Genomic DNA, 26,040 nt, shown 5'->3' on the forward strand with positions numbered 1-26,040 from the left:
CCGTCGACATGCTCCGCGAGGTGCGGGGTGTGTCGGAACGGTTCGCGTGCAAGGTGGTTGGGCTGCATCGGTCTACGTATCGACGGTTGCCGATGGCGCAGACACCGGCCGATCCGGATACGGGATTGCGAGCCTGGTTGCGCCGCTACGCGAGGAAACACCCGTGTCACGGGTTCCGGCGGGCCTGGGCGGCGTTGCGGTTCGACGAGGGCAGCGTGGTGAACAAGAAGCGGGTGCACCGGTTGTGGCGTGAGGAAGGCCTGCAGGTGCGTGAGCATCATCCGCGCAAGCGGGCCAGTGTCTCGTCGATGCCGCCGGTCGATGCGGATGCGCCGAAGGTGGTGTGGGCGTTGGACTTCCAGTTCGACTCCACGGTGGACGGCAAGGCGGTGAAGATCGCGTCGATGGTCGACGAGCACACCCGCGAGTCGCTGCTGCATCTGGTGGAACGCTCGATCACCGCCGAGCGGCTCGTGGCCGAGCTCGAGCGGGTGTTCGCCGTGCGTGGTGCGCCGAGGGTGCTGCGGATGGACAACGGTCCGGAGATGATTTCTCATGCGCTGCAATCGTTTTGCGCGAACAGGGTCGGGATCGTCTACATTCCCCCGGGTACGCCGTGGAACAATCGGTTTGTCGAGTCGTTCAATCGGCGGCTGCGCGCCGAATGCCTGAACCGCAATCACTGGACGAGCCTGCTCGAGGCCCGGGTGGTGATCGGCGATTTCAAGGACGATCACAATCGCCGGCACCGGCATTCGGCGCTGGGCTACCGCACGCCAGCCGAGTACGCTGCGGCCTGCACCCACGCCCACCACCCGGTGGCGTGCGGCATCAACTGAATCTGGACGAAAACAACCCGGACTCAAAGACCGGGTGGTCCCGTCATCGGGGACCGGTCATCTCCATCAAAGGGAGGCTGCAGGGTTGTGGGCATGGACGACGAGAAGCTTCGACGCAACAACATCGAAAATTTTGAAAAAGCTGGCCCTACCCAGCTTACTTGGAGCTACAGCCAGCGCAGGGAGCGCCGGAACGAACGGCAATTCTCTGGCCACGTCAGATTCCTTCACGGCGCGCAAGCTGAACGCCTGTGTGGCGAACTCGCCGACGTACTCGGGGAGTTGCTGGAGTGGGCCGCGAAACAACAGCGCGCCGATCACTTGGCTGAGGATGGTACCGCGAAATGACCCCCGACGATATGACTGTCAATCCGCCCGCACCCGTAGTGCCCAGTGGGTCCGCGTCGTCGCTATCGCTGACCGTGCCGGTGTCCGGGCCATCGGGATTGTCCGACTATGCGGTGTCCCCGTTGGGTGTGCCGACCGCCGTGCTGCGTGACGAGGTCCGTGTGGCGTTCCTGGGCCGCACCTCCACTGAGGATCAGCAGGATCCGCGTCAATCGATGATGCGGCAGTTGGGGAACTGCAAGACCGCGATTCCCGAGTCGTGGGTGATCGTGGCGCACTTCTACGATGTCGAGTCCGGCCGCATGGAATTGGAAGCACGCGGCTGGAAGACCGGCTACGAGCGTTTCGACATCCCGATTGCCCGTGACGGCGGTGTCGCGGATCTGCTGGACGAGGTGGCGCATCCGGGCCGTCGGTTCGATGTGGTGATCTGTGAGTCGGTGTCCCGTGTGGCGCGGCGTACCTTCGAGGGGCTGTCGATCGAACGTGAGTTGGAGCGCTGCGAGGCGTCACTGTTCGCCGCTAACGAGCCGATCATGTTGTCCGGCAGCCGCGCTCAGCGGATCCTGCAACGGCGGATCAATCAATCCGTCGCCGAATACGAAGTCCTCAACACCCTCGAGCAATCCTGGGGCGGACTGTGCACGCACGTGCGCGAGGGCTGGAACATCGGCAAACCCCCGTACGGATACAAGGCCAAAACGTACCGGCACCCGAACCCGACCAAGGCGGCCAAGGGCCAGAGCAAGACCCGCTTGGAACCGGACGGGGCACGCGCAGAGACGGTCACACAGATCGCGTTGTGGCGCTACCACGAAGGCATCGGGTACGACACCATCGCTCGTCGGCTCAACACCGACCCCGCCAAGTACCCGCCACCTGAACCGCCCAACCGGCAACGCGCCCGCGGGGCGTGGGGCAAGACCAGCGTGTGCGAAGTGCTCAGGAACCCCAAATACACTGGCTACCAGGTCTTCAACAGGCGTGCCTCCCGTTCTCGGCACGGGAAGGTGAACGACCCGGTGAAATGGGTGTGGTCCACCGAACCCGCCCATGAGCCGCTGATCCCGAAATGGATGTACGACGAACTCACCGCACGCCGACAAGCCCGCCGCGGGTCCCGCGACGGCAACAGCCCCAACACCCACCCGGCCACGCGCCGCACCTACGTGCTGCGCGGGATGGTGTTCTGCGGATGCGGACGCCGAATGTTCGGCACCCACCGACACAACATCACCTACTACCAATGCTGGCCCCGCCCCAACAACCGAGGCCGCCCGGACCAGTGCGCCGGCCACCATAAGGCCGTGTATCTACGCGAAGACGCCATCCTGGAGGCAATCACGCGATTCTTCGCCGACCGGGTACTCGGTCCACGTCGTGACAGCCTGACCGCCGATCTCGACGGCATCGACGACCGCGCCGAACGGGAGCGCCGATTCGAACGGGAGCGACTCCAGCGAGTCGTCGCGGACGTGACCCGACGCCAGAGTTCAGTTCTGCGACAAGCCCAGAGAGGCGACAGCGATGACCCGTTCTCCACAGCCCTACGCAGCACCTACAACGACCTCGACGCCGAGAAAAGCGCCGCATTGTCCATCATCGCCCAACTCGACGCCACCGATGAAGCTGGACCCAACCGCCCCGGCGCCGCGCTCCTGGACGCCCTGCCGTACCTGACGCTCAACCTCACCACGGCACCGGAACCGTTGGTACGCCGATTGTTCGAGATCACCCAGGTCGCAGTCCGATTGCGCGACGACAGCGACTACGTGAATATCACCATCACGCTGCCCGCCGACTAACGACGCGAAATCGCCTGAAGCCGAAGGGATCACCAACACCATCGACCACCCTGCAGTCCTGGGGACTGTCTGAGATCTGGCTCTGGTGCATATCCGGCGGTGTCGGATTCTGCTCTACCCCAACAGGATTCGATGCCGAAGGAGCCGAAAAGCCAGCGCGTCCGTACATCTGCCTTTCAGTAGCTTCGCTTATCGTATTCGCGCCTTCGCAAGGGCCGTTGGTGTAGGGCAGGGTGAGCCCGGCGACCGCGGCATCGTGGTCCCGGGCCCAGGCCCCGCAGGAACGGTTCGAGCCCAGGTAGTCCGGCCTCATGGGCCTGCTTGGTCCGGCAGTCCAACTCGGTACCGCGCCGGTCGGTCATGATCCGGGCGAACTCGCGGACAAGTTCGGCCAGCCGGGTCATCTGCGGGCAGGCGGTAACGAGTTCGCGTAGGTCTGACGCGCGAAACCACGACCATTGAACACTGGCACGCCCTGCACGAACTGCTCGACCCCGGTGTCCGGCTGTTGGCCTGGGTGTCGGAGAGTTCGGAGGGGTGGGTCATGATCCAGCCGGTCAGCTTACCGCCCGAGACCGCGACCCGGTGACCGGCGAGTCACCCTCGAACGCCTCGGGATTGCCCACCAACAAATGAGACCGTTTAGTCACATTATCAGGGACCGGCAAGGTTCTCTGGACAAGCTGAACGATCCATCCTGAGCGCATCGCTGAGCTGGTGCAAGGCGCCGGCGGGGGCTATATCGAAAGCCATCGTTCGATTTCTCTAGCGACGACCTCAGCCGACGCAGGAGTCACAACGGTGTCATTGTCGTCGACGGCGATCAGATAACGACCGGCAGCGCGGTGGTTTGGTTCGATGTCGAGCCAACTCAGATACCTTGGTGGATGCGGGGATTGGTGCAAATTGCGTTCGATGCGGACGTAGCCTTCAGCGACGCGTGGTACTCGCAGTAGCAGACGGATTCGCTCTTCGACAGGTTGCTGCCCACGGTCGTTGCGTAGCCACGTACTGGGCGGTTCCTCGCCGCGCACACGTGGGGTGTAGCCGACCAGTTGTTTGATCGTTCCTGCCTGCATTGACGGTAATGTCGCGGCGATGTGCCGTCCGAGCTGCGTGCGCTGGGTAACTACGAGCGTGAGGTCGCCGCCGAAATCTGCGGAGTGACCGGGTTTCTGGAACAAAACGACGCCGAGGTCGGCCACCGCGGCGGCGAGTGCTCGGATGCGTCTGGCCGAGTCGTGGAATCGGCCCCAGGAGACGATCCGCAGGTCTGGATCCGCCAGCACTTGCAAGGGGCCGATAAGGTCGGGGTCGCCGTGGCGGGGGTAGCGGGCGCTGATCTCGGTACGCAGGTTCGAGTATGCCTCACTGGTGGTGGGGGTTTCGATGATGCTGATCGGGAATGGCACTTCATCCGAGCCGATCTCCGATGCCCAAACGTACGCGAACTCGTCCGGGGTGAATTGCCAGCGAGTTTGGGGGTTCACCGCTCGGTGCCCCTTGTCGTCTGTTCGGTGTTCGTGTTTTCTCGGCCTGCGCTCTCCTGTATGGGGTTCGCGGTTCGCTCTGTGGCCCAGCCATATTCGGCGAACAAGCTGGTGAGTTCAGGGCTTGCCTGGGGCAGCTGAGTGGGTTCGGTCGGTACAGATGCCAGCGGGTCATCGAAAAGTTGTGCCGTATCTGCGGGCGACGCTGGGTTCTGGTCGAAGGCGACTGCGGTGCTGTCGCCGGTTTCTGCTGTGGACCGAGGCATGTCACGGACCGCTGGCTCGACCTCTATCTGCTGGTGGGGGCTGGGGCCGGTCGCGATCAGGTCTGGCCCAATGACAGCGGTCGGTGATTCCAAGCCCTCATCCCAATCGGGCTGGATGCCGCGCAAATAGTCGGGGCTGTAGTGCTCGCGTTCGTCCTCTTCATCTTGGTCCTGTTTGCCGGCGTGCGGCATGGAGCCCATCGGCATTCGAGCTGTGCTGGCGGCTGTGCCGGCTGTCGTGGCGCGAGCGCTCCCTCCGGGAGCCGAAGTGCTGGGTTCGCTCGAACGTGAACTTCCCGGCCCTCCAGTGAGCGGGCCGGAATCGGAGCCAGCGAATCCACCGAGTCCCGATCCATCGGTACTGGTTACTCCGCCCAGGGTTCCGGTGCCCGGCGCGAACCCGGCGAGTGTGGTCGCGGCTGGTGTGGCCGCAGCGGGTGACGGTGACGATGGCATGCTCAACCCGGCGGGCATTGTCCCGGCAGACATTCCGCTGCTTGCAGAATCGGTTGCGGTCGGGCTGGATTGCTGTTGATTCTGCGAATTCGGCTGGTGCGCACTTGGATCCGCGCTTTGTTGAGGGTGGGCGGTGCCGGGCGCTACGGGCGCACCCGGTATAGCCTCGGCCGCCGTGGCGGGATCGGTGCTGTCGATCTGCGGGACGTCGGTATAGGAAGGCACTCCGGCACCCGCGGGCGGATAGCTGGGCGTATACAGCGTTTCCATCGCGTGGACGGCCGCCTCGCGGGCGGCTTTGCGTTGAGTCTCGAGTTGGTCTGCGTAGGCGGGGTTGATCAGCCCAGGCAGAATCGACTGGGCGGAATTATCCGGATTCGGTGTAGCAGTCGCCGCACCTGCTGGTGGGGGTTGTACGGCCAGCTTGATGGCCTCGGCAGCCCAGGCCAGCGAATCCAGCCGTTGGCTCACGGCCGTGAAGACCTGTCCGATCTGGTTGGCGGCCTGCGCAACTCGTTCCGAGGCCGCCTGTGCGGCGTTGCCGCTGGTACCTTGCCACAACCCATGGTTGAAGATGTTGTTCATTCCCAGCAGGTTGAACGTCGATAAGTTCTCCAGGTCACTGCCGACTTCGAACCAGGTCTGCCGCATCTGATGCAGTCCGGCCGCGTCCATGCCTCCGGATCCGTCCGGGCGGCCGTGTACGGCGTTGTAGATCTGCTCATGAGTCATGCTCGCGAACCGCTCATCGGTCTTGGCATAGTCCGGATCGGTCCCCGCTCCGCGGCTGCTGAGCTGGCTGTCTTGTGTCTTGGCCTGAGCGGCGGAATCGGTGACTTTGTGTTGGGCGTCTTGGATCTTCTGAATGTCCTGCGCGCTCACCGTGCCTGGCAACCCGGTTTGGAACAACGTTACTGGTGATTGAGGTAGGAACGGTGCAGGCGACGCTGGCTGTGGATCGTTCGGACCACCCATCTCGCTACCCCCTCATCGCGTCGGCTCAGGCTGCTCCGCCGTACAAGCGCGTTCTCGGCAGATTAACACGCAGGCTCCTAGCTCCGCCGCGTCCAATGCGGTCACGCCGCGGTGCGAGAGGTTCTCGTTGCATCCTTTTGCTGCTGGTCACGGTGTGTGTAGCGTTTGCGCCGAGCCGACAGCTCAAGGGCCTTACATGTGGCCGTAGACCATCGGCCTTGATCGGGTAGTCTTCCGGCGAGACCACTACGAGGGGGGCACGAGATGGGCGCACCGGAGTTCAACTTCGGTAAGGCCGAGATCACGGCGTTCAACGAGGCAGTGGCTGCCGGTACGTTCTCCATCTCTGCGGACGCTGCTGAGCAGGCCAAGCGTGAATACGATCTCATGATCACCGAGTTGAATAAGCTCCAGCGAAAGCTCGACGCGCTCACGCGCGCTTCGGGTTTCGGAGGTTTTCAGTCTGCGCAAGAGCTGCAGAGCGGGTTTATCGGCAAGGCGACCGAGGGCAAGGCGGTCATCGAGAAGTTGATCGACGCCGCCAGCCAGTTGCAGGTTGCGTATCTACGGGCAGGTAAGCAGTTGGCCGAGGCCGACCAGATCAATGCTGACAGGCTCAAGCGGATCACCGACGACGTTCAGAACGGGTAGCGATCAGCAATGAAACTGATTCGGCTGGGTATAGCTGCAACGCTTCCAATCGTGCTCCTGGCGAGTTCGTGCACGAGTAGCGACGCCGGTGATCCAGGCTCTGGTTCTACTACTACGACACCAGCAAAGCCGAGCATTGCGGTATCCGTCGGCCCTGCACCTACGCAGTATAATCAGGGCCGGAAATCGGTAAACTTCGACCCCTGTGTCGGTGTTGGTGACTCCGTTATTGCAAAAATTGGATTTGATCCGTCCTCCCGGAAGCGTATGGATCAGATCCATGATGACTACTCGTTCATTGGTTGCTCATTCGATCAAAATGGAACCGTCGACGGTACCACCATGACGGTGCGTCAGTTGACGATCTCGTCGACCAATATCACGCTCGACGAATTCCGCAAGCGAGACGGTACCTCCTCGACTGTCATCCAGATTAATGGGCAGGACGCTATCGTGCACCCGGATGGACCGGTATCTTGCTTCTTGGAAACTTCAGGGCCGGACGGAGCGCTGGATATCCAGTTATCTATAGTGCAACCGCATTCCGCGGAGCAGCCGTGCGGCAATATCAAGGACATCGCGAATGTTGTCCAGGGTGCGGTCTCCGGTAAATAGCGGCATACTCCGATTATCGTTGCAAGATTTTCTGGGAGGCAATGATAGAGGATAGTTGTCACGTGTTACCGAATGACTGCTTTAGCTGGAGGGGCAGGAAATGGGATGGCCAAGTTGGGCCGTGACCTGGTGGTATAGCGACGGTATCTCTCCTTCGAGTGACCCATTCTGGGGGTCGAATGGCGAGTTCCTGATCACCTTCCAGCTCACGAGGTGCCCATTGAGGTCGAAAAGGTTGTAATATCTCTGCTTCAGGTTCGGCGGGACGTCGGTGCAGCTCAACGCCTTATGTTCCAGCACATTGGTATTCATCCGACCGGCCTGGCCCGATGGGTAGGGCTCGCCGCATGCCGGAGGGTGGCCGTAACGTGCGGTCATGGTCTCCAGCATGGCGGTAATGTCGCTGGTCGGGGTCGGGCCGAGAGCCTGGTCAGGAGACATCCCTTTGATCTCGTTTAAAGGTTTCAAATGGCCACCGGAATCGTACAAATACGAGTATTCCCACCGTAGGTCTTCCGGCACCGGGAGGCAGGCCAGCCTCTGATATTCCTGATCCACTCCGACCGGGGTCGTAGTTGCGGGTGTCGAGCTGGGCGTGGTGCTGCACGCCGCGATTGCGGCCATTGTGGCAACAGCGCATACCACGAACGCGCATATACGAGCCAATCTGTGGTTCCTGATGGCGGTTCCTCCTTGATCATGTCGTCGCGTTTATCAGATATTCGCCGGGAGCAACGTAACTGGCTATACCGCGCATGTTCGGAGTACGCCTCATCGTGCGGCCTGGCGGGTTAGCGACCGCTGTTATGCGGTTGTTGGTTATCGTTTTGTCGGTGGTCGCCGGTGATGTCGCCGTAGCCTTCTCGCATCGCGGTTTGGTGGCCGTCGGCGTACCCGATCTGATTGAACAGAGTGGTGACTGCGCTGGCCGGATTGGTTTCGTGCGGGTTTGATGGATTGTATGGTATGGATTGAATTTCTGACCACGACTTCAGATTTCCGTTATTGTCGAAGAGTTCGGAGTAGTTCGAACGGAGATTATCTGGTATTTGCGTGTTGGCCAGTACGGCATAGGCTTGTTGGTCAAAATTTGGTGGGTTCAGTCCTATATTGTCGTTCGACGCGGTTGGTGCTGGCCCGATAATTGCTTCTTTGAGCGGATCGCCGCCGAGGCTGAGGACCTTCGATACTCCGTCGCTGAAGGGGAGATGTGCGGTGATTTTGTCGTCGCCATTGCCTATGGGGACGCTGGTTCCGATGATGCTTTTGATGGTGTCGTATGCCATCTTTTTGTGGTTGTATGAATCTTGTGCGACCTGATTGGTGTCTTTGGTATGGGCGCTGATCTCGTCCCGCAGACCTGAATCTACCAACCCTTGTAGTTGGCCTGCGTTGTACAGGTGGTCGCGCGCGTTCAGAGCGTTAGGGTCGCGGCCGTATTCCACTTGCTGCTGCAATGCTGAGGCCAGGGCGTGGGCGTTGAAGTTCTTCCCGGCTTCGTCGTCCGTGTTCATCAATGCGAAGATGTTTTTCGATCCGGTGAACGTGTTCGGCGACGAGGGGTCTGTCCAGCTATTGCCGGTGGAGTCGGTGACCTTGAAGCCATCGGGAGACGGGTGCGTCGAGTTGGTGAGGTCGTTGACGTATGGGCTCAAGCTGGTCGAAAGAGACTGCATGAGTTTGGGATTCAACTGGCCAGCGGTGTTGTGGTCAGTGCCAGGAATGTCGTAGAGCTTCCACTTGTCGTCGCCTCCTGCGATATGGCTGGGCGTGTTGTCGCTGGCTGCGAACTGTGCAAACGAGTTCATGATCGCCGATTGACGATGAGCAGCAGCAACATCCACCGGATTATGAGGATCGACAGCGGCCGGGTTGTTGTCACCGAAGTTGAACAACGTCGAGACGGCTTGACCTTTGTCCGTCCACTGATGAGTAAGGGCGTCGTGGTAGAACTGCTCGTTCGGCTTGCCGTCGGTGCCCACAACAAGGTGCTGCACTGCTGATTTGTCGTCGCCGACGGCGCTGAAGAACGGCTCGGTGACGGCGGGATGCTCACCGGCCCCCTTCCCATCGACCGCGAACCCGACCTGGCTGTGGTCAGGCGATTGCTCCCAACTGGTTTGCGCGTTCAGGTATTTCGCGCCGACGTCGAGGACTTTCTTGTCCAGCTCGCTGCCGGATCGAAGGCCGGGATCCGCCGCACCGGCGATCTTCGCAATCACCTGGTTGTCGGCGACGCCGTTGAGGTTGATGCTCTCGGTGACGCCGCTCTGGTTGTAGTGCCAGTCTGTGCTGACCAGGTCTTTGCGGTCCAATGACTGCTGAATCTTCTTCGGTAGCAGGTTTTCCGCGCCGTGTTCAGGTATCGCCGGGTTGTCCTTGACTCCGGAGGTGACGGTGTTGGTGGAGATCAGCTGGAGCGAGTTCGCGAGACCTTTCTGCGCATCCGATGGCAGCGTGTTCATGATCTGCTGAATTTCCTGGGGGCTCTTCCCGTCGAGCGACCGGCTGAGCTGGTTGATGTACTCCATCTGTGAGGCCGGGATGGTCACCGTGTTCCCGCTGTGCAGTGCCGCGAGTTGTTCGGGGGACAGGTGGCCGGCGTCGATCAGGCGTTGGATCTCGGCCTGGGACAGGTGCTGAGGATCTTTGCCGAGTTGATCGCCGTCTTTCTTGCCTTGGTCGGCTCCGAGTGCCGCAGGTGCCGCGAAGGCTATCGCCAGGCCGTTGCGGGCGTTGTTCAACGTGTCGCGAACGCTGATATCTGCAGACATGGCGTCGTGGACTGCACCCTGTAGGTCGCGGTTCATCGTGGCCATCCGCGACAGTTCGTCATTGCTAATGGTCCCGCTGCGGCCGACGGTCAGGCTTATCGGGGCGACTGTCCAGCCGTTGTGGTCGCACTCGGCCAGTAGTCCGCGGGCACGGCGCAGCGGTGCGTCGATCGAATCATGGCCCTGCCGAGCCTGTTTGGCCACTGCGCTCAGCTTGTCCGCCAGCGCCTGGACCGCTTTGAGGTCCCCTGTTGCGCGGTCATGGGCTGCTTGCGCGGTCTTGCCTTCCCAGAAGGCGCCGTCCACCTTCGTGACAGCGTCGACGTAGCGTTGAAATACTTGTTCCAGACCAGCGCCGATCTGGTCCCACTCGTCGGCCCAGTTGTTGAGGGTGCCGGGGTTGGCTGTGCGCACCCAGTCCAGGGGTGAGTTCGGGCTCATTTCGAGGTGTCCGGGGTCCAGTCGCCGGTGGCGCTCTTGTAGAGGGCGATCAGTGAGTCGGCAGCCTTGTCGTCCTGTGATTTGAATTGCGCGGCAACGGAAGTCATGACGTCGCCTGTCTCGTCCAGGCGAGCCTTGGCGGTGGGTAGTAGCGCGTTGGTGATCAAGTCGCGAGTGATCTGGGCAGCTGCGGTTCCGGACAACAGTGGGTCGGTCGCGTTCGGATCCGGGGGAGTCTTCCCCTTCACGTTCGCCGCGTCCTTCGCGAGACTACGCACAGTCGTTGCGAGCTTGCCCAGGTTCTCCAGATCGACTTTGAAGCTCATCAGCCCCCCACGGTGCGACAATTCGTACCCAACTGACATCAAACGCTATCGCACCCGCCTGCATACTGTCGAGAAGAGTGATCTTGTAACGAGCTCGATGCTGCGGGGTTCCGGCGGTGAACAACAGCGGCGTTGCCGTGGGTGAGGCTCCTCTCGCCGTCACCCTTGATCGCGGGAATCATGTTGCGGTGCAGGGTAGGTGAAGCTCGGCAGCCTCCGCATGCCACCGCTGATTTCAATCGCCAGGTCGGTGTAGGCGGTAGCGAGTTCTGCCAGCCTCTGCCACAGGAAATGACGGTTCGGTTCGTTACTGCCCTGGTCCAGCGCGGTACGTGCCTCGATGTAGTACCGGGCGAAACGGTCGAGGACCATACCGACGGACTCGCAATTCATGTACGCCGCCCCGAAAGGCTGTGGCATGTGTGCTGATACCCAGCGGTCGACAGCGTGCACCAAATCCTCACGCGCATGGTCGATTTCAGCAAGCTCACGCAGGTCTGCTGTTTGCCTTCTCCTGTGAAGGTGGCCCAGTTCCGACGCGGCTTGCAGAACCGGGTGTTGGACCTGCGCTGATCCGGCGAATGCTTCCAGGAGCCGATCCTTCGACGGCAGTCTCACCCTCATCGCTCCGCCTCCAACGTAGTGCGGTGTTGGTGACCATCGCCGGGTGCGTGATCGGTCATCGCGGGGTCCCTTCCTCTGGGGAGGCTGTTGATTCGGGAGTGAGAAGTGGTGATCGTGAGGGTGTCGGAGAGTGTCGATGAGGTTGTCGAGTGCTTGCAGAAGCCGCTGGCCTGCAGGGCCGGTCTGGGGTTCCTCGTACTCGGCGTCGTTCCGGACGGCGTCGCGGTAGAAGTGCTCGGTCACTGGTCGTGTCCGTCCGGCGGTGCGGCGCTGATTCTCAAGCCGGGCACGAGTCGGCGGAGCTCGTGCAGAGACAGTCCGAATAGCGTGATGATCCAGACGGGGACGGTGCCGTCGGCGGGAAGTGCCTGTCGGACCATGACATCGCGAGCCCGGCGCGCAGCGACGAACTCGATCGAAGCGGCGATCATCGCTGTCGTCGCATCGCGCTCCCCGGCCCGCAGCGCGACTTCGGCCGCCTGCAACGTGGCGCGGGCTGCGGTCACGCGCGCCACGACGGCAGCGATCTGGTCTCTGGGCACACGGCAGTCGGGCACCGGAGTCAGGGCTCCATCGAGCTTGGTCGCTTGTCGCCCACGCTGTTTGGCCCGGCAGGTGTCTTCCTCGCAGTGGCGGTGGATGTGTGCCAACATGCGGCCAAGGGCTGCGGAAATCGGCCCAGGATCGATGCGGCAATAGAGGAACGGCACCTCGACCACCGAAGGCGACGAGGCCGAAATGATGGACCGGTGAATGAGGTCTTCGGCGTTGGCGGTGGTCGAAGTCTCGGTCTTCAACCGCTCCACCGCAGCGCGTAGGACGCGGCACTCGTCAAGCGAGTGATCATGATGGATCTCGGCCAGCTCACGGGCGCGGGCGGTAGACAACGGGTCGAGCAACTCGACCCGGCACAAGTCCTCCGCGAATCGACTGTCGGTGGTGACGAACATGTGCGAATACAACGGATCAGTCACCGCGATCACCACCCCGGCGGCGAGAATGCCGATTCCGGGCCTGGCGGAATCGCATTGCCCTGCGCACGTACAGACCCGTCCGCACACTCAGGACTCGCGGGTCGGTTCGCACGATTCCGTGCAATTGCGGAGTGAGCGTCATCGCAGATCCCCTCTCGCGCAGGGCCTTTCAGGGACCTGTCGACGTCCATGCGGGGCATCGGGCAGCGATGAGGTGTCGGAATCGGCCAGCGGCAGCACACACCAAGTGACGGTGCCGCCGGTGGCGGAGTTGCGCCGCGTTACCCATGAACAGCGTTGATGTAGAACCGCGGGAACGGGTTCCTCGGTATGGTTCTCGGATTCATGCACGTCGATGACCAGCGTGTGTGCGGTCCGCAGCAACCGGACGCGTATCTCGTCCAGCACATCCTGCGGCTCCGCCGAAATCCTGCGCCCCATCAATTCGCGAAGAACCGTCTCGGCGTCAGCCAGCAGATAGCTCAATCCGGCCTGCGACAGGTACCACCATGCCTTCAAAGACGCGACTTCGAGGGCCGAGGCGAATGCCTTCACCCGGAACTCGCCGACCAGAATTGAGATCATCTCGGTTTGCGGTCCGGCTGCCTCGATGGCGGGCGGACGGTCTTCGTGCCAGCACAACACGCGGACAACGGGTTGCATACGCGAAAGCTGTTGCAGCAGAGACGATCTGGAATGGGCCAGTCCGTCGAGATGCTCCGGGCCCGGAACGATGACACTGCCGCCACCGACACGGCGCAGCTCGGCCAGCAACGCCTGCCACGCGACCGCACGGACGCTGCGTCGTCCCGACTCGAGCAACCGCTGAACATCGACGCCCCGCTGCTCTGCGAGATTGGCGAATCGCGGCATCATCTGCCCGCCCAAGCAACGGTCCACTCCAACGAGCAACGACCACAACACGTCCACTGGTGGAGCTGGCTCGATGAAGACCTGCCGGACTTGATTATCGAGTTCCGTCGCGACTTGCCCGATTCGCTCGTGCGCCTCTCGCCAGCTGTACCGCAGCAAAGACGGTTGCATGTACCCGTAGAGCCGCTCGGCGACCATGGTTTGCGCCCCTCGGACGGTGTGTAGCGCCGAGCTATCGGCAGTTCTGCCAGGTCGTAGGGGGTCAGCTGAGACGAGACGCGCGTGTTCCGCCGTTACCGGCATGGCAATCACCACCCTGCTGTTTCCGAAGATTCCTCTTCGAATGTTGGTTGGTATGGATGTGTTACTTGCATCGCGATGCATCGGTACTGTAGCTGGTATGTATACCAGCAGCAATACCTATCGCGATGTCGACCCAGAGGGGAGTTAGGGTGCTGGAACACGTGGTGGATATGGAGGAAGGCATGACCGACCCGAGGTCCGACGGGGATCGTAGAGCTGATCCGAACGCGTTGCGGTTCCTGATCGGCCGTGAGCTCCGCGATGCACGTGAGCGTGCAAAGAAGTCGCAGCGTGAGGCGGCGGAGGTGCTCGACTGTACCCAGACGAAGATCAACTATCTGGAATCCGGCAGGAACCAGCAGCAACCGGAGGAGATCAAGGCTCTGCTGGCCTTCTATTCAGGCCACACGCAGATCGACCAGGTCCACATCGAGCGGCTGGCGTCACTTGCTGCGCAAGCCGATCAATCGAGCTGGCTCGCGCCTTTCGGGGACGTCTTCCCGAACTGGTTCAAGATCTTTGTCGGGCTGGAAGGTTTGGCGACCAAGGCGTTCAGCTACGAGCAGATGCTCCTGCCTGGACAGCTTCAGACCGCCGAGTACGCCGCAGCCCTGCTGGAGGGGAATCTTCGCGTAGCTCCGATGGATGCACCGCAGGTCGTTGCTGCCCGCATAGCGCGCCAGCGTGTCGCGGACGAGGCGGACCCGCTCCAATTCGTCGCGGTGATCGAGGAATATGTGCTTGATCGGATTGTCGGTGGACCGGCGGTGATGCGAGCGCAACTCGAGCATGTGCTCGCCCTCACGGAACGCGATAACGTCGAGATTCATGTGCTGCCCGTGAGCGTCACTGTGCACGACGGGCTCGACGGCGAGATCATGCTCCTGGACTTCGACCACGCGCAGAGCATCGGCTACATCGAGTACCCGGCCGGAGCCATCTACGTGCAGCAACAGGACCAGATCGCACTCTATAAAATGGCTGCTGATCGGCTCTGCAAGGCCGCCCTGTCGGTATCGGAATCGGCGGAGGTCATCAGGAGCCGCATCGACACCCTCTGAGCAGCTTTAGGAGTACCGGTGACCACCGACAACCGCCTCGAATGGCGGACATCCAGTTACAGCAGCAACGGCGAGAACTGTGTCGAGGTTGCCCCTGCGGCTGGCTGGCACGATTCGAAATCTGTAGCCGATGGTGGGGACCGCGCCAGCATTGCGTTCGAACAACAGCCTGTCTTTGTTCGGCACAGTAAGGTTCCCGAGGCTGGCGTCATCGAGTTCTCGCCCGCCTCCTGGATGGCCTTCATCCAGGAGGCCAGCGAAGGAACGCGCAGCCGAAACGGCAGCGCCACTGTGACATTCGATGGAACCGACACGCTCGTCGAGGCGCGTGACACCGGCGTGCGCCTTCGATTCGACGACGGTGAGTGGGCTGCATTCCTCGCGGGAATCAAAGACGGCGAGTTCGACGTCGCGCGTTTCGCGCGGTAGCGCGCTTGTAAGCGTCTCCGAACGCTGCGGAATCTCGGAACATTTGACGGTGACAGCAGCGATCCCGCCACGGTTCCGAGATGCCGTCCCTGTCGGTGTACTCGAAGGTTCAAGGCCGGGCATGCGCATGTGACTCTCACCGATGATGGCTACCGACATATGCGCTGATCTGCTGGTTGCAGTCGTGTCTGGCCGGAGTTCGCAGCGATAGTTGATCATTGGCGGCGTGAGCACCTGGTCGGCGGTGGCATTATCCAGCGCCTCCAGCCATAGGTGGTGGCGGTCAGGAGACAGGCGCTGTCTGTGGCCAACCACGTTGAGACTGGCCAACTATCGCTGCGCGTCACAGCGCATGTGATGGTTAGCCTGTGTCGGTTCGCGGCCAGGCGAGGAAGCCGCGAATTTCGGGGACGTCGGTGAGTTCGGTGAGCTGGACGTTGAGGGTGTAGGGCTGGTTGGTGACCGGGTCGCGCAGGTGCAGGGGCTGTTGGGTGCAGCGGCCGTGGGAGACGTGAATGTCGTTGTGCCAGTGGTGGTTGAAGGTCTCGTTATGTGAGAGCTGTTCGTACATGCTGGCCACGCGAGGGCTGTCGCGGTAGCGGCCGAACGCGCCGCGCAGTGTGCTTACGAACCAGTGTGCTTCGCGGCCGGGGTGTATGAGCACGGATTCGGCTGGCGAGGGCTCGGGCGCCGGTGGTAGCGACCACAGCGCGAGGTTGTCGTCTGTGGCCCATGCCCCGGCGCGGGGGAAGAGCCCGAAGAACGTGCTGTTGGCGGTGAGGATGTTCCACAGCGGGTCGAGGTAGGCCAGGGCGATGCCGGATGGGTCGAGCCGGGTCAGCAGTTGTAGGCGTTCGGGTGTGCTGATGCGTTTGCGGAGTTCCTGCATCGGTGGCAGGGGTACTGATGGTCGGGACAGGTCCGTGGTGAGGCGGGCTTGTGCGTCGTCCATGCGGTATCCGGTGATGAGGTTGTCCAGGTATTCCTGGCTGGGGACTTGTCTGTGGTTCTCGATGTCTTTCAGGTAGTAGAAGCTGATGCCTGTGGCTTCGGCGGCTTGGGGCCGGCTGAGGCCGTGGTGCTCGCGGATCGCGCGTGCCCAGCAGGCTAGGCAGATCACGGTGCAGGGCTCGGAGTAGGCCCCACCGCGTTCGGTGTTCATTGGTCAAACCCCCTATTGTCAGGTCTTCCGTTCACGATCTCCAGACGGATATGCTGAAGAGTTGATCTCCCCCCGGAGACTCTTCAATAGGTATCAGACCTAGATCGTCGGGGCAATACTATTCCGACCGGAACTTTTGATAGCTGATAAGTAGCTGATTGTGTAGTTGGCGCCCAGCTTGTGGCGTGTGTCACATCATCCCGTTTGAGGGAAAAAATTTGCAGGGGGACGCTGTCCTCCCTTTCTTATATTGGTGCAGGTTGTTGACTGTCTGGTGGATTTAATTGTGAAAGGGGGGATAAATTCCCCCGTCGAAGGGTCTAGCGCGACAGCGTGTTTCGTGTGTTGGATGAAGGTAGTTCATCACTCCACATGGAAGGGAAGAATCTCGTGGATCCTTTATCTATCTTGTCGTTGGTCAGCCTTGCTTCGGACATCGCGGTCAACGTTGTCGCTCTCGCGACCGACGCCTGGAATGCTGTCGCTCCACTCTTGCCGCACTAGTATCCTCTCCTCTTCGCTGGTAGCTCCTGGCTGCGGATTCCGTAGTCGGGAGCGCCTTCCCGGCACATCATGAACGCGCCCATCTGAACCACTTCCCCTTTCTTCGAAAGGCCTATTTGGCATGCCTGAAACCAGCATTCAAACGACACCAACCCGAATAAATACCGAACTCCCGAAAAGAGGGAATACGCCCCCCTATTCGGGTCTTTCGATAAATCCGAGAGGGGCTTTGTGGGCCCGTGTGATGGTCGCGGGTGTGGTGCCTGTGGTGATTGTCCTGGCCGCCCCGGGCGACGCGTCCGCTGCCGGTGCCGGACCGATTGCCAACCAGCCTGGAGTGACCACCGGTATACAGCCGGGCACCCCCGCACCGACTCCACCGTTGTCTCCGGCACCGGATCCTGCGGCGTATCCGGAGCAACCGCCGGCGGTGCGTAATGGGCCGGTGCCGCGGCCGGTGCCGTCGGCGGCTCCGGTTCCGGCGGTGGTGGTGGCGGATTTGCATCCGCCGCGTCCGGTACCGCAGGTTGCGCCGATCGCGCCGCCGCCCAACGAGATTCGCATCGGCCAGTTCGAAGCCCCCTCGCCGCCGTGGCTGCCGGGGCAGGTACGCGATGCAATCAACAACACCGCCGCGACTGCGGAGGCGCAAGTCTCCACGGCCCTGGATTCGGTCGGGATCCCGCCGGGTCGCTCGGACCGGGTCGCGGGAGCCACAGCGGCGGGGACCGGGATCGGGGCCGCGATCGGCGGCACGATCACTGCCGCCCCGGCCGCTGCGGTGGGCGCGGTGGTGGGCGGTCTGATCGGTGGCACGGTTGGCGGTATCGCCGGGGCCGCTGTGGGCACGTTCGTGGCGGTCCCGGTGATCGGCACGGTCACCAGCGGGGTGGCCGGAACCGCGATCGGTGCAGCTGCTGGGGCGGCGGCCGGGGCGTTGATCGCCGGTGCGCCCGCCGCGATCGCCGGTGCGGTGATCGGCGGCACCGTGGGTGCGGGCTTCGGTGCCGGAGTCGGGGTGGACCAGCGGTGAACATGTCCCGGTTCCGTACTCGCACAGCCACCGCGGCCGTGCTGGGCTCCCTCGGCGCGAGCCTGTTCGCGGCACCGGCTGGTGCCTCGCCGGCCCCGCCCGCGGCGGGGTGCCCGGTGTTGTGGGTGCTCGCGGTCCAGGGCACGGGTCAGTCTTCCCCGGCCGCGAGTCCGACCGCTGACACCGGGGTGCTCGGTGCGCTGCTGGGGCCGGTGGTCGCGGCGGTGCCGAATCTGGTGCAGCGCACCTACATTCCGTACCCGGCGGGATTCGGCGGCGTTCCTGGGGCCGGTGGGGGACCCGAGTCGTACACCGTCTCCGTCACCGACGCGATCCGGCAGTTGGACGCGGCTGCCGGGCAGATCGTGGCGCGCTGCCCGGCCACGGAGCTTGCATCGATCGGGTATTCCCAAGGGGCGCAAGCGGTCTCACAGTTCGCGCGGGACGTCGGTGCTGGGCGGGGTCCGGTCCCGCCAGCGAAAGTCGCCGCCGTCGCGCTCTACGCGGACCCCGAACGCACGGCGGGCTCACCGGTGTTTCCCGGCCGCCCAGGCCAGACGGTGCCCGATCGCCCCCCAGGCACCACCAGTGGCGCGGTGTCCACAGTGCGCATCGCTGCACCCCTCGCACCGGGCAGCGGCATCGCGGCCGACAACGCCAGCTATGGGTCGTTGACCGGTCGCGTGGCCGACGTTTGCGTCGACGGAGATCTGGCGTGCGCGGCCCCGCAGCGCGCCGCGCTCCTTCGGGTCGGGGCCGAGATCGCCGCGCAAGCCGATCTGTCGAACCCGATCGCCGCTGCCGCGAGCCTGCAACGGGTGCTATCGGCGGCGTTGGGTACCGCGTGGAACACGGTCGTGCTCAACGACTTCGACCTCGGCCCAGCCACCGTCGACTACCGCCCCCGGGCCCCGCTGTCGAAACGGTTGATCGACGCCGCTGACCCCCGCATCCCCGCCCCGCCACCCGAGCAGGTCCGCGAGGCGAACCAGCGGTGGAACCAGATCACCGCCACCCTCCTCGCGCACCCGACCGAGGTGCCGAAGCTCGCCAGCCAACTCGCCGGAGCATGGGCGCAATTGGTCGCCGACGACGCCGACCTGACCAACCCAGCCGTGTGGGCGAGTTTCGCGGCCACGGTCACCGCGCACGACGGTTACGCGGCCACCGGCCAGCTCGCCTCCGGGATCGCCTGGCTGGTGGCCGTCGCGCACGACCTGGCCCAAGGCGGACACCGGTGACCGACGAACAGAACACCGGCGCCACACCGTCCGATGCCCACGAGTTGCAGATGGCTCTGCTCGGGGACCGCACTTCGGTCACCGAGCCGCCTGTCGGGGGTGTGCGAGGCACTGAATTCTCCGGCGCGACAGGGCCCGAGAACACCGATGCCGCGATCACCGATCCAGGCTTCTACGCCCCACCGGCAGTGGAAGCTCACCACCGGCCCGGGGACGTCCTGCGGTTGCGTCCGACCCCGACGCCGGGCCTGCCGTACGCGGGGCCCGCGTGGCAGGTGTTGTACTGCTCGCGGGATACCTATGGTGAGCCGATTGTGGTGTCCGGGACGGTGATCGCGTCCGCGGTGACCGAGGATGCCACTGCGCCGGTGGTGGTGTATGCGCCGAGTTTCCATGGGTTGGGTGGGGATTGCGCGCCTTCGCAGCGGCTGGCTGCCGGGGATGAGCCTGATGTCGAGCAGATCAGCGCCGCGCTGGCACGCGGGTGGCATGTCGCGGTCGTCGACGGGGAAGGGCTCGGTGTGGAGGGTGTGGGCCCGCACACCTTTCTGGCCGGTCGTGTGGCCGGGCAGGTGATGCTGGATCTGGGGCGCGCGGCGGCCCGGATCCCGGCGTTGAACACCGCACCCGCGCCGCTGGCGTTGTGGGGCTACGCGGACGGCGGCAGAGCAGCGGTGTGGGCAGGAGCCCTGCACCCGGCATACGCGCCGGAGCTGGACCTGCGAGGGATCTGCGCCGGGGCAGTGGTCACCGACCCGGGCCCGATCCTGGCCCTCGCCGATCAAGGGCCGTGGCCGATGCTCGCGCTCGCCGGGTTGATCGGCCTGGCCCGCGCATACCAGCATCTGCCGCTGCGGCACGTGTTCGCCGAGGCGGCTCGCCCGCTGGTCGCGTACGCGGAGGAGCAGAGCGTCGAGGCGTTGTGCCAGCGGTTCGGGCACCGGCTCGCGACCTGGTGCGACCGGACCGTGTGGGACGACCCGATGTGGCGGCACGTGTTCACTTGTGAACGCCTCGACCGCACGGTGGTCCCGATCGTGCCGGTGCACCTCTACCACGGCACCACCGACGCCATCGTCCCGGTCGAGAGCGGACTCGAACTCGCGCGCGACTACCAGGCCCGTGGCGTGCCAGTGAGCTGGATCGACTACCCCGCCGATCACTTCACCACCCGAACCGAAGCCATCGAGGACGTCATCGCTCACCTCACCGGCCAGCTCACTACCGCGCCCAGCAACTCCCACTGAACGGGGTGCTGCGCGGATCTGGACCAGCCCGAGCGGCCCTGTCCTGCCCGGTACCCCCTCCGCCGAGCAGGACAGGAGCCCAATCAAAAGCCTTGTGCCACACAGCAATCGACGATCCTTCTGGAGGTTTTCATGTCCGAGTTCTACACCGCGCCGATCCTGGCCTCGAGTCGTGTGCCCGGGGATCTGGTGCGGATGCGTCCCACGTTCGCCCCGCAGCTGGCGGGCGCGGCAGCGGCGTGGCAGATCCTGTACGTGTCCACCAATTCCCGCGGCGAGCTCATCACCGCCTCGGGCACGGTGATCCTGCCCGACCCCCACCCCGACCCTGCTGAGTACGACGGTGATTCGCGTCCGGGGGCGGGTGCGCTGCTGGTGTACTACCCGGTCTTCCACGGCTTCGGCGGCCGCTCGGCATCGCAGATGCTCGCCGTGGGCGAGGAAGCAGACAGCGTGCAGATCTCCGCGGCCCTCGAACAAGGCTGGGTGGTCGCCGTACCCGACGGGGAGGGCCTCGGCGTCACGGGCCTCGGTCCGCACACGTTCCTCGCGGCACGCGCGGGCGGGCAGATCGTCCTGGATCTGGCGCGGGCCGCGCAGTTCGTCCCGGACCTGGACACCGATGATCGGGAGGAGCCGTGGATGCCGGTGGTGGCCTGGGGGTACGCCGATGGTGGCCGAGCGGTCGCCGCCGCAGGCGAACTTCAGCAGCGGTACGCCCCGGGACTGGATTTGCGGGGGATCTGCGCGGGCGCGGTCGCCTCCGATGTCGCCGCGCTGGCCCCCGCAGTCAGCGCCGGGCCGTGCGCGGGGCTGGGGTTGGCCGCGCTGATCGGATTATCGGCGGCGTACCCACACCTGCGCCTGCGGCATGTGCTCAACGAGGACGGCCTGCGCGCGGTCACCGACGCGCAAACCCTCACCGCTAGCGAGCTTTTCGAGCGGTATCCGCAGCCGTTGTCGCACTGGTGCGTCCGCACCGATCCGTGGAACGACATGATGTGGCGGCACGTGCTGGCGTATGAGTGCCTCGCGCACACCGCCCCGGCGGTGCCGCTGCACCTGTATCACGGGCACACCGACCCCATCGTCTCCGTGCGCGCGGGCCTGCGCACTCTGATCGCCTACCGGCAACGGGGAGCCACGGTGACCTGGCGCGAGTACGACTCCGGGCACGCCGGCACCGCCCGGGAAGCCATCACCGACGTCCTGGCCCGCCTCGCGGACAACCTCACTCTGGTCTCGACTCCTGGCCCCGTCATCAGCCCAACGCCTTCAGTGCATCCGTGACCTGCTCAGAGACCCGTGCCCGCGCCCCAACCCTGACCCCGTCGAAGGTGCGCGCAGGGCCCCGAGCCACAGCTCCCGGGAAGGAAGGTGACCGAGATTGCCTGGCAACGAGTTCGACGATCAGGACGAGCTGACCCTCACACCCGCCGACCCCGACGCCGATTCGGGTGCCGGTGATATGCCCGAGCCGGTCCCGGACCTGGCCTGGTTGGCCACCGGGTCCGGCCGCGAGCCGAGCCCGCCTCCCCCGCGTCGGCGCGGGATCATGCGGCGGGTGCCGCTGCGGGGCTGGGCCGCGCTCGCCGCGGTGGTCGCGGTGACGGTGGGCGTGGTCGCTGGTGCGCAGGATCCACACCACCCGGCCGGGACCAGGGCGAGTGAGGCGAGCGCGCCGACATCGACATCGACAGCGGGGGTGGGTGTGTGTGCGGGGTTGTCGGGGGCGGTGGTGACCGAACATGGCGGTGATCCGGCGACGGTGCCCGGGGTGATCGCCGCCTTCGAGGACGCTTACTACACCCAGCGCTCTGCCGAGGCCGCCATGCGGGTGGTCGCGCCGGAGTCCGGGATCACCCAGCAGGCCCTGGCCGCCGGGATCGCCACCATCCCGGCGGGCACCCGGTACTGCGTCGCGGTCACCCCGATCACGGTGAACACCGCGAACGTGCACCTCGTCGAAGTGCATCCCGACCGCAAACGCGTGGACTACCTGCAGGTGATCAACACGATCTCCGGCCCGGGTGGTGGCCTGCTGATCAGTCACGTCCAAGAACAGGGCTGACCGCCTGTGTACCTCTGCTGTCGCGCGAAATCTGTTCTCCGCCACAGCCCCTCGCCCTCGCCCCGATACACCGAAGGAGTCCGTGCCGATGACAACTCCCGACTTCCATGCCCTGAGCATCGCCGCCGACGACGGGGTGCGCCTGGCAGCCACCCGCGTCGGGCGGCCCACTGCGGCGGCCACCCTGGTGTACGTGCACCCGCTGCTGCGCGAGCGCCGGTTCTGGGCCCCGATCACTACCGGTGTGCACGAGCACCTGTGCGGGGCGGTCACCCAGCTCACCTACGACCAGCGTGGGCACGGTGACTCGCAGGCGCCGCACCGCGGCGAGGTCACCACCGTGGCCCGCCTCGCCGAAGACCTGGACACCGTCCTGACGCACGCGTCCGGGTCGGTGGTGCTGGTGGCGCACTCGACCGGCGCGCAGCTCGTGCACGCCTACGCCACCACCCACCGTGAGCACGCGGCAGCGTTGGCCGGGCTCGTGCTGTTGAACGCCGCCCCGGAACCCCCTGCGCTGCCACGCTATTTACGCACCTGGCCACAGCGGCTGATCCGCCTGCGCCGACACCCAGCACTGCACGCGCTCACCGCGGCGGGCGAGGCCGCGCTGGGCTACCGGCTCGATCACACCCGTCGACCCCATCTCCCACCGAGCACGGTGGACCCGAGGGCGCGCGTCGATGTGCTGGCCGCGCACTCGGGCGGGTTCGGATTCTTCACCGGGGTCGCCGAAGCGATGCGGCACATCCCCTCGGCCGTCCTGGCCGGGGAGCAGGACCCGCTCGTGCCCCCGCAGCATGCGGTCCGCCTCGCGGACGCGTTGTGGGCCGATTACGACATCGTCGCCGGTGCCGGGCACGACCTTCCCCGCACCCATCCCGCTCGCGCGACCGACACCATCACCTGCACCCTCGACCACGCCCTCCGCACCCACCTCGACCACGCCAGCGGGTCCACCCGCACCCCAGCCACCGAGCCCCGCAGGGGCGTGAGGTGACCACGAACCCCGCCCCGTCGCCATGACTTCCACCACCGCACACACCGTCCCCGCCGGTGAGGGTCCGCTGCTGATCGCGGTGGCCGGACTCGCGCCCGGCACCGGCGTCACCACCACCGCGCTTGCGCTCGCCCGCACCTGGCCGGGCCCCGAACCCGCGGTGCTCGTCGAGGCCGACCCTGCGGGTGGACAACTCGCGGACCTGGTCGACGGCGACCCCTACCGCGGCCTGGCGAGCGCGTCCTGGGCCGCGCACTTCGGTGCCGGACCGGTGCACCTCGCCGAGCATCTCCAGACTCTTCCCGGCGGAGTCGGGTTCCTGGCCGCACCACCAGGCCCGGACCCCTTACGCGCAACGTGGGTCACGATGCTGCTGACCGGCCGCCACCACAACCGCCGACTCGACGAACTAGCCGCCTGGCGCGAGTTGGGTGCCACGGTGATCGCCGACTGCGGCACCCCCGACTCCGCACTCATGCCACTGCTCGCCGGAGCGGACGCGTGCCTGGTGCTCGTGCACGCTGACCTCGTCGACCCGTACCGCACCGGCGAGCAGATCCTCGAGGTCGCCGGCCACGCCCGCCGCCCCGGAGTACTGCTACTCGGCGCGGACACCGACAGCGACGCCGCGACCGCCTTGCGTGTGCCCGTGCTGGCCGCTGTGCCCCATACCCGGCATGCCGCGACCTCCCTGCTGCACAGGACCTGGCTGCCGCAACGCCGCAACCGACTCCTGCACGCGGCCCGCGCCATCGCCACCACGGTCGAGATCCAATTACGGCCGCCTCCGGCCCCCGACACGAACGCTCGGCCAGACCTGCCCTCCCCGCGTCCCACTCGCGTCCCCAGACGCCGGGCCACCGGCCCCACGGTCTACCGGATCGATCTCCCCGCCACCACACCGTCGCCCGTCGACACGAACCCCCTCGAACCGAGTTCCGCGCCTCGTCGGACCGACCTCACGCCTCCCATTACTGTTCCCCAGGCACCCGTCGAGCAGTGGGAATCCTCCGGCCCAGCGGAACCAGAGATCCCCAGCTCCGCTCCGCTCGCACCAGGTCCCGAGACGGACTCTGCGGCAGCCCTTTCCGTGAGCAGCGTGCCCGAGGCGGTGCCGGTGTTGTCGGTGGCGGTGTTCGGTCCGTTGCGGGTGTGGTGGCGGCCGGACGCGGAGGCTGTGGCGGTGGAGATCACTCGGTCGTTGCGGCGCCGGGAGCGGGATCTGCTGATCGTGCTGGCGGTGCACCCGCACGGAGCCACCCGCGAGGCCCTGATCGAGGCACTGTGGGACGAGCACAGCCAGCCCCGCCGACCGACCAACGCCCTGAATACCGTCGTGTCCCGGCTGCGGGCCGCGATCACCACCGCCACCGCGGACACGATCACCGAGATCCTGGACAACGACATATACCGCTACCGACTCGCGCCCGATCTGTGGGAGGTGGACTACCACGCCTTCGACACCGCCGTGACCGAGCTGCGCACCGCCACCGCCACCGCCACCGCCCGCGGCGAGCGTGAGCGGGCTTGCCGCGCGGTCCTGGGCGCGGCCGAGGGTGTGTTGGCCGAAGACTTCGCCGGGGACTGGATCGCAGCGATCCGCGAACAGGCCCGCCGCGACCGCCTCAAAGCCGTCGGGAAACTCGCCGCGATGCTGGTCGAAACCGACCCCGACCAGACACTGGCACTGTTGGAAACCGCGTTGCTCATCGACCCCACCAACGAACCGATATACCAAGACATTCTTCGCCTGCACGCCCGCCTCGGCGAACGCACCGCCATCAACCCCACCCTGGCCCTGCTGAAACGACGCCTGGAATCCATCGGCGACCTCCCCACACAAAACACCCTCACCATCGCCAAAGCGCTACGCGACCAAAATATCGCCAGCCCCAATACCGCACGGCCACCTCGAACAGGTGGAACCGAACCCAACCCGCCCCGATAGCATCGCAAGATCGCCATGCGAATGCTTCCGGGAAAGCAAAAGAACAGATTCGCGGCGAGCCGAGTAATCGACAAAACAGGAAAATGCCTTCGCGTGTGTCGGAAGCTTTGATGAAATGCAAAATTCGGTTCGGAAGGCAAAATCCACCGCACCCCGGCGACATCGGGCCTCGCTGTGGTGCTCTGCGTCGAGAAGATCGGACTTCAGATGGGGGTGGTTGTGCCGATACGAGGGCCGATACGGGGGCCGATAGCAGGGCCGATACCAGGGCCGCTTGAGATCGGCCCACCCCGCACCCCGTATACGCGCAGCTAGGCGGCCTGTGGCAGGGTGGGGTGCTGTCCAGGCTGTATGTAATACATACACATATATACATCGGGGGAGGGTGTGTGGCGGCATCCAGCGGGTGTGCGGACAGTGGAACTGTCGGCGTGGTGTGGTCGTGTCCGTCGGTGCCGGGCGTGCGTCGAGTACTGAATGATTATCTGTTGCGGCCGAATCGGCGGGAATCGAATCCGTTTCCGGTAATTGATATCGATTCGGGCTTGCCGTGCTCGGCTACCGTGCCCGCCGATTACGCGAGG

At 64.7% G+C, this 26,040-nt stretch carries 23 protein-coding genes; 15 read left to right on the forward strand and 8 right to left on the reverse strand.

The features are described 5' to 3' along the window. The 4 genes from ON40_RS38415 to ON40_RS55615 all read left to right on the forward strand — a co-directional run. On the forward strand, positions 1-839 hold an 839-nt coding region (locus ON40_RS38415), incomplete at its 5' end, for an IS3 family transposase (protein ID WP_083896233.1). Positions 840-932: 93 nt separating this feature from the next. After that, on the forward strand, positions 933-1,187 hold the full coding sequence (locus tag ON40_RS52770) for a hypothetical protein (protein ID WP_157186707.1): 255 nt from the start codon (positions 933-935) through the stop codon (positions 1,185-1,187). Continuing rightward, positions 1,184-2,992 (forward strand): recombinase family protein, encoded by a 1,809-nt coding sequence (locus ON40_RS38425; RefSeq protein WP_083896234.1) that lies wholly within the window; start codon positions 1,184-1,186, stop codon positions 2,990-2,992. The genes ON40_RS52770 and ON40_RS38425 overlap by 4 nt, the downstream gene beginning before the upstream one ends. A gap of 311 nt (positions 2,993-3,303) precedes the next feature. Continuing rightward, entirely contained in the window at positions 3,304-3,426 is a 123-nt protein-coding gene (locus ON40_RS55615) for a hypothetical protein (RefSeq protein WP_281033107.1), read from the forward strand. Positions 3,427-3,729: 303 nt separating this feature from the next. On the opposite strand, the gene ON40_RS38430 is transcribed toward ON40_RS55615, so the two are convergent. Then, entirely contained in the window at positions 3,730-4,482 is a 753-nt protein-coding gene (locus tag ON40_RS38430; protein ID WP_040830346.1) for an ESX secretion-associated protein EspG, read from the reverse strand. Continuing rightward, a complete protein-coding gene (locus ON40_RS53565; RefSeq protein ID WP_040830347.1) occupies positions 4,479-6,086 on the reverse strand; it encodes a hypothetical protein in 1,608 nt (535 codons plus the stop codon). The genes ON40_RS38430 and ON40_RS53565 overlap by 4 nt, the downstream gene beginning before the upstream one ends. A gap of 357 nt (positions 6,087-6,443) precedes the next feature. Here ON40_RS53565 and ON40_RS38440 point away from each other — a divergent pair, with 357 nt between their 5' ends. Next, complete coding sequence (locus tag ON40_RS38440; protein ID WP_040830349.1) at positions 6,444-6,830, forward strand: hypothetical protein; 387 nt, start codon at positions 6,444-6,446, stop codon at positions 6,828-6,830. A gap of 9 nt (positions 6,831-6,839) precedes the next feature. Next, positions 6,840-7,445: a DUF3558 domain-containing protein gene (locus ON40_RS50720; protein WP_083896236.1), complete on the forward strand. Its 606-nt coding sequence runs from the start codon at positions 6,840-6,842 to the stop codon at positions 7,443-7,445. 791 nt (positions 7,446-8,236) lie between these two features. Here the strand turns inward: ON40_RS50720 and ON40_RS38455 are convergent. The 5 genes from ON40_RS38455 to ON40_RS38475 all read right to left on the reverse strand — a co-directional run bounded on the left by ON40_RS38455 (position 8,237) and on the right by ON40_RS38475 (position 13,655). Then, positions 8,237-10,660 carry a WXG100 family type VII secretion target gene (locus tag ON40_RS38455; protein ID WP_040830354.1) on the reverse strand — a complete coding sequence of 808 codons (2,424 nt, stop codon included), beginning with the start codon at positions 10,658-10,660 and terminating at the stop codon, positions 8,237-8,239. Then, positions 10,657-10,986, reverse strand: coding sequence for a hypothetical protein (locus ON40_RS38460; protein WP_040830356.1), 330 nt, complete (start codon positions 10,984-10,986; stop codon positions 10,657-10,659). The genes ON40_RS38455 and ON40_RS38460 overlap by 4 nt, the downstream gene beginning before the upstream one ends. A gap of 159 nt (positions 10,987-11,145) precedes the next feature. Continuing rightward, positions 11,146-11,610 (reverse strand): DUF4254 domain-containing protein, encoded by a 465-nt coding sequence (locus tag ON40_RS49375; RefSeq protein WP_063713177.1) that lies wholly within the window; start codon positions 11,608-11,610, stop codon positions 11,146-11,148. Positions 11,611-11,849: 239 nt separating this feature from the next. After that, the gene (locus tag ON40_RS38470) at positions 11,850-12,596 is read right to left on the reverse strand and encodes a hypothetical protein (protein ID WP_040830359.1); all 747 of its coding nucleotides are present in this window, start codon (positions 12,594-12,596) and stop codon (positions 11,850-11,852) included. Between the two features lie 126 nt (positions 12,597-12,722). Continuing rightward, complete coding sequence (locus tag ON40_RS38475) at positions 12,723-13,655, reverse strand: hypothetical protein (RefSeq protein WP_040830361.1); 933 nt, start codon at positions 13,653-13,655, stop codon at positions 12,723-12,725. Positions 13,656-13,909: 254 nt separating this feature from the next. Between ON40_RS38475 and ON40_RS38480 the strand changes: the two genes are divergently transcribed. Continuing rightward, complete coding sequence (locus tag ON40_RS38480) at positions 13,910-14,821, forward strand: helix-turn-helix domain-containing protein (protein ID WP_218008942.1); 912 nt, start codon at positions 13,910-13,912, stop codon at positions 14,819-14,821. An 18-nt stretch (positions 14,822-14,839) separates the two neighbouring features. Further along, a complete protein-coding gene (locus tag ON40_RS38485) occupies positions 14,840-15,250 on the forward strand; it encodes a DUF397 domain-containing protein (RefSeq protein WP_040830363.1) in 411 nt (136 codons plus the stop codon). Between the two features lie 361 nt (positions 15,251-15,611). Here ON40_RS38485 and ON40_RS38490 read toward each other — a convergent pair whose 3' ends face one another. Further along, on the reverse strand, positions 15,612-16,412 hold the full coding sequence (locus tag ON40_RS38490; protein WP_040830364.1) for an MmyB family transcriptional regulator: 801 nt from the start codon (positions 16,410-16,412) through the stop codon (positions 15,612-15,614). Between the two features lie 988 nt (positions 16,413-17,400). Between ON40_RS38490 and ON40_RS51420 the strand changes: the two genes are divergently transcribed. From ON40_RS51420 to ON40_RS38525, 7 genes are all read left to right on the forward strand, one after another. Continuing rightward, a complete protein-coding gene (locus tag ON40_RS51420) occupies positions 17,401-17,949 on the forward strand; it encodes a hypothetical protein (RefSeq protein WP_169541982.1) in 549 nt (182 codons plus the stop codon). Between the two features lie 2 nt (positions 17,950-17,951). Then, a complete protein-coding gene (locus ON40_RS38500; RefSeq protein ID WP_040830365.1) occupies positions 17,952-19,190 on the forward strand; it encodes a cutinase family protein in 1,239 nt (412 codons plus the stop codon). Then, positions 19,187-20,437, forward strand: coding sequence for a lipase family protein (locus ON40_RS38505; RefSeq protein ID WP_051194224.1), 1,251 nt, complete (start codon positions 19,187-19,189; stop codon positions 20,435-20,437). Before ON40_RS38500 ends, ON40_RS38505 begins: the two co-directional genes overlap by 4 nt. Before the next feature lie 132 nt (positions 20,438-20,569). Continuing rightward, entirely contained in the window at positions 20,570-21,727 is a 1,158-nt protein-coding gene (locus ON40_RS48815; protein WP_051194225.1) for a lipase family protein, read from the forward strand. A 97-nt stretch (positions 21,728-21,824) separates the two neighbouring features. Beyond that, positions 21,825-22,508 carry a DUF8176 domain-containing protein gene (locus ON40_RS38515; protein WP_040830366.1) on the forward strand — a complete coding sequence of 228 codons (684 nt, stop codon included), beginning with the start codon at positions 21,825-21,827 and terminating at the stop codon, positions 22,506-22,508. An 88-nt stretch (positions 22,509-22,596) separates the two neighbouring features. Then, on the forward strand, positions 22,597-23,508 hold the full coding sequence (locus ON40_RS48820) for an alpha/beta fold hydrolase (protein WP_051194226.1): 912 nt from the start codon (positions 22,597-22,599) through the stop codon (positions 23,506-23,508). Positions 23,509-23,530: 22 nt separating this feature from the next. Continuing rightward, a complete protein-coding gene (locus ON40_RS38525) occupies positions 23,531-25,456 on the forward strand; it encodes an AfsR/SARP family transcriptional regulator (protein ID WP_040830367.1) in 1,926 nt (641 codons plus the stop codon). Positions 25,457-26,040 lie beyond the last annotated feature (584 nt).

This window comes from Nocardia jiangxiensis NBRC 101359 (assembly GCF_000308615.1).
Lineage (GTDB): Bacteria > Actinomycetota > Actinomycetes > Mycobacteriales > Mycobacteriaceae > Nocardia > Nocardia jiangxiensis.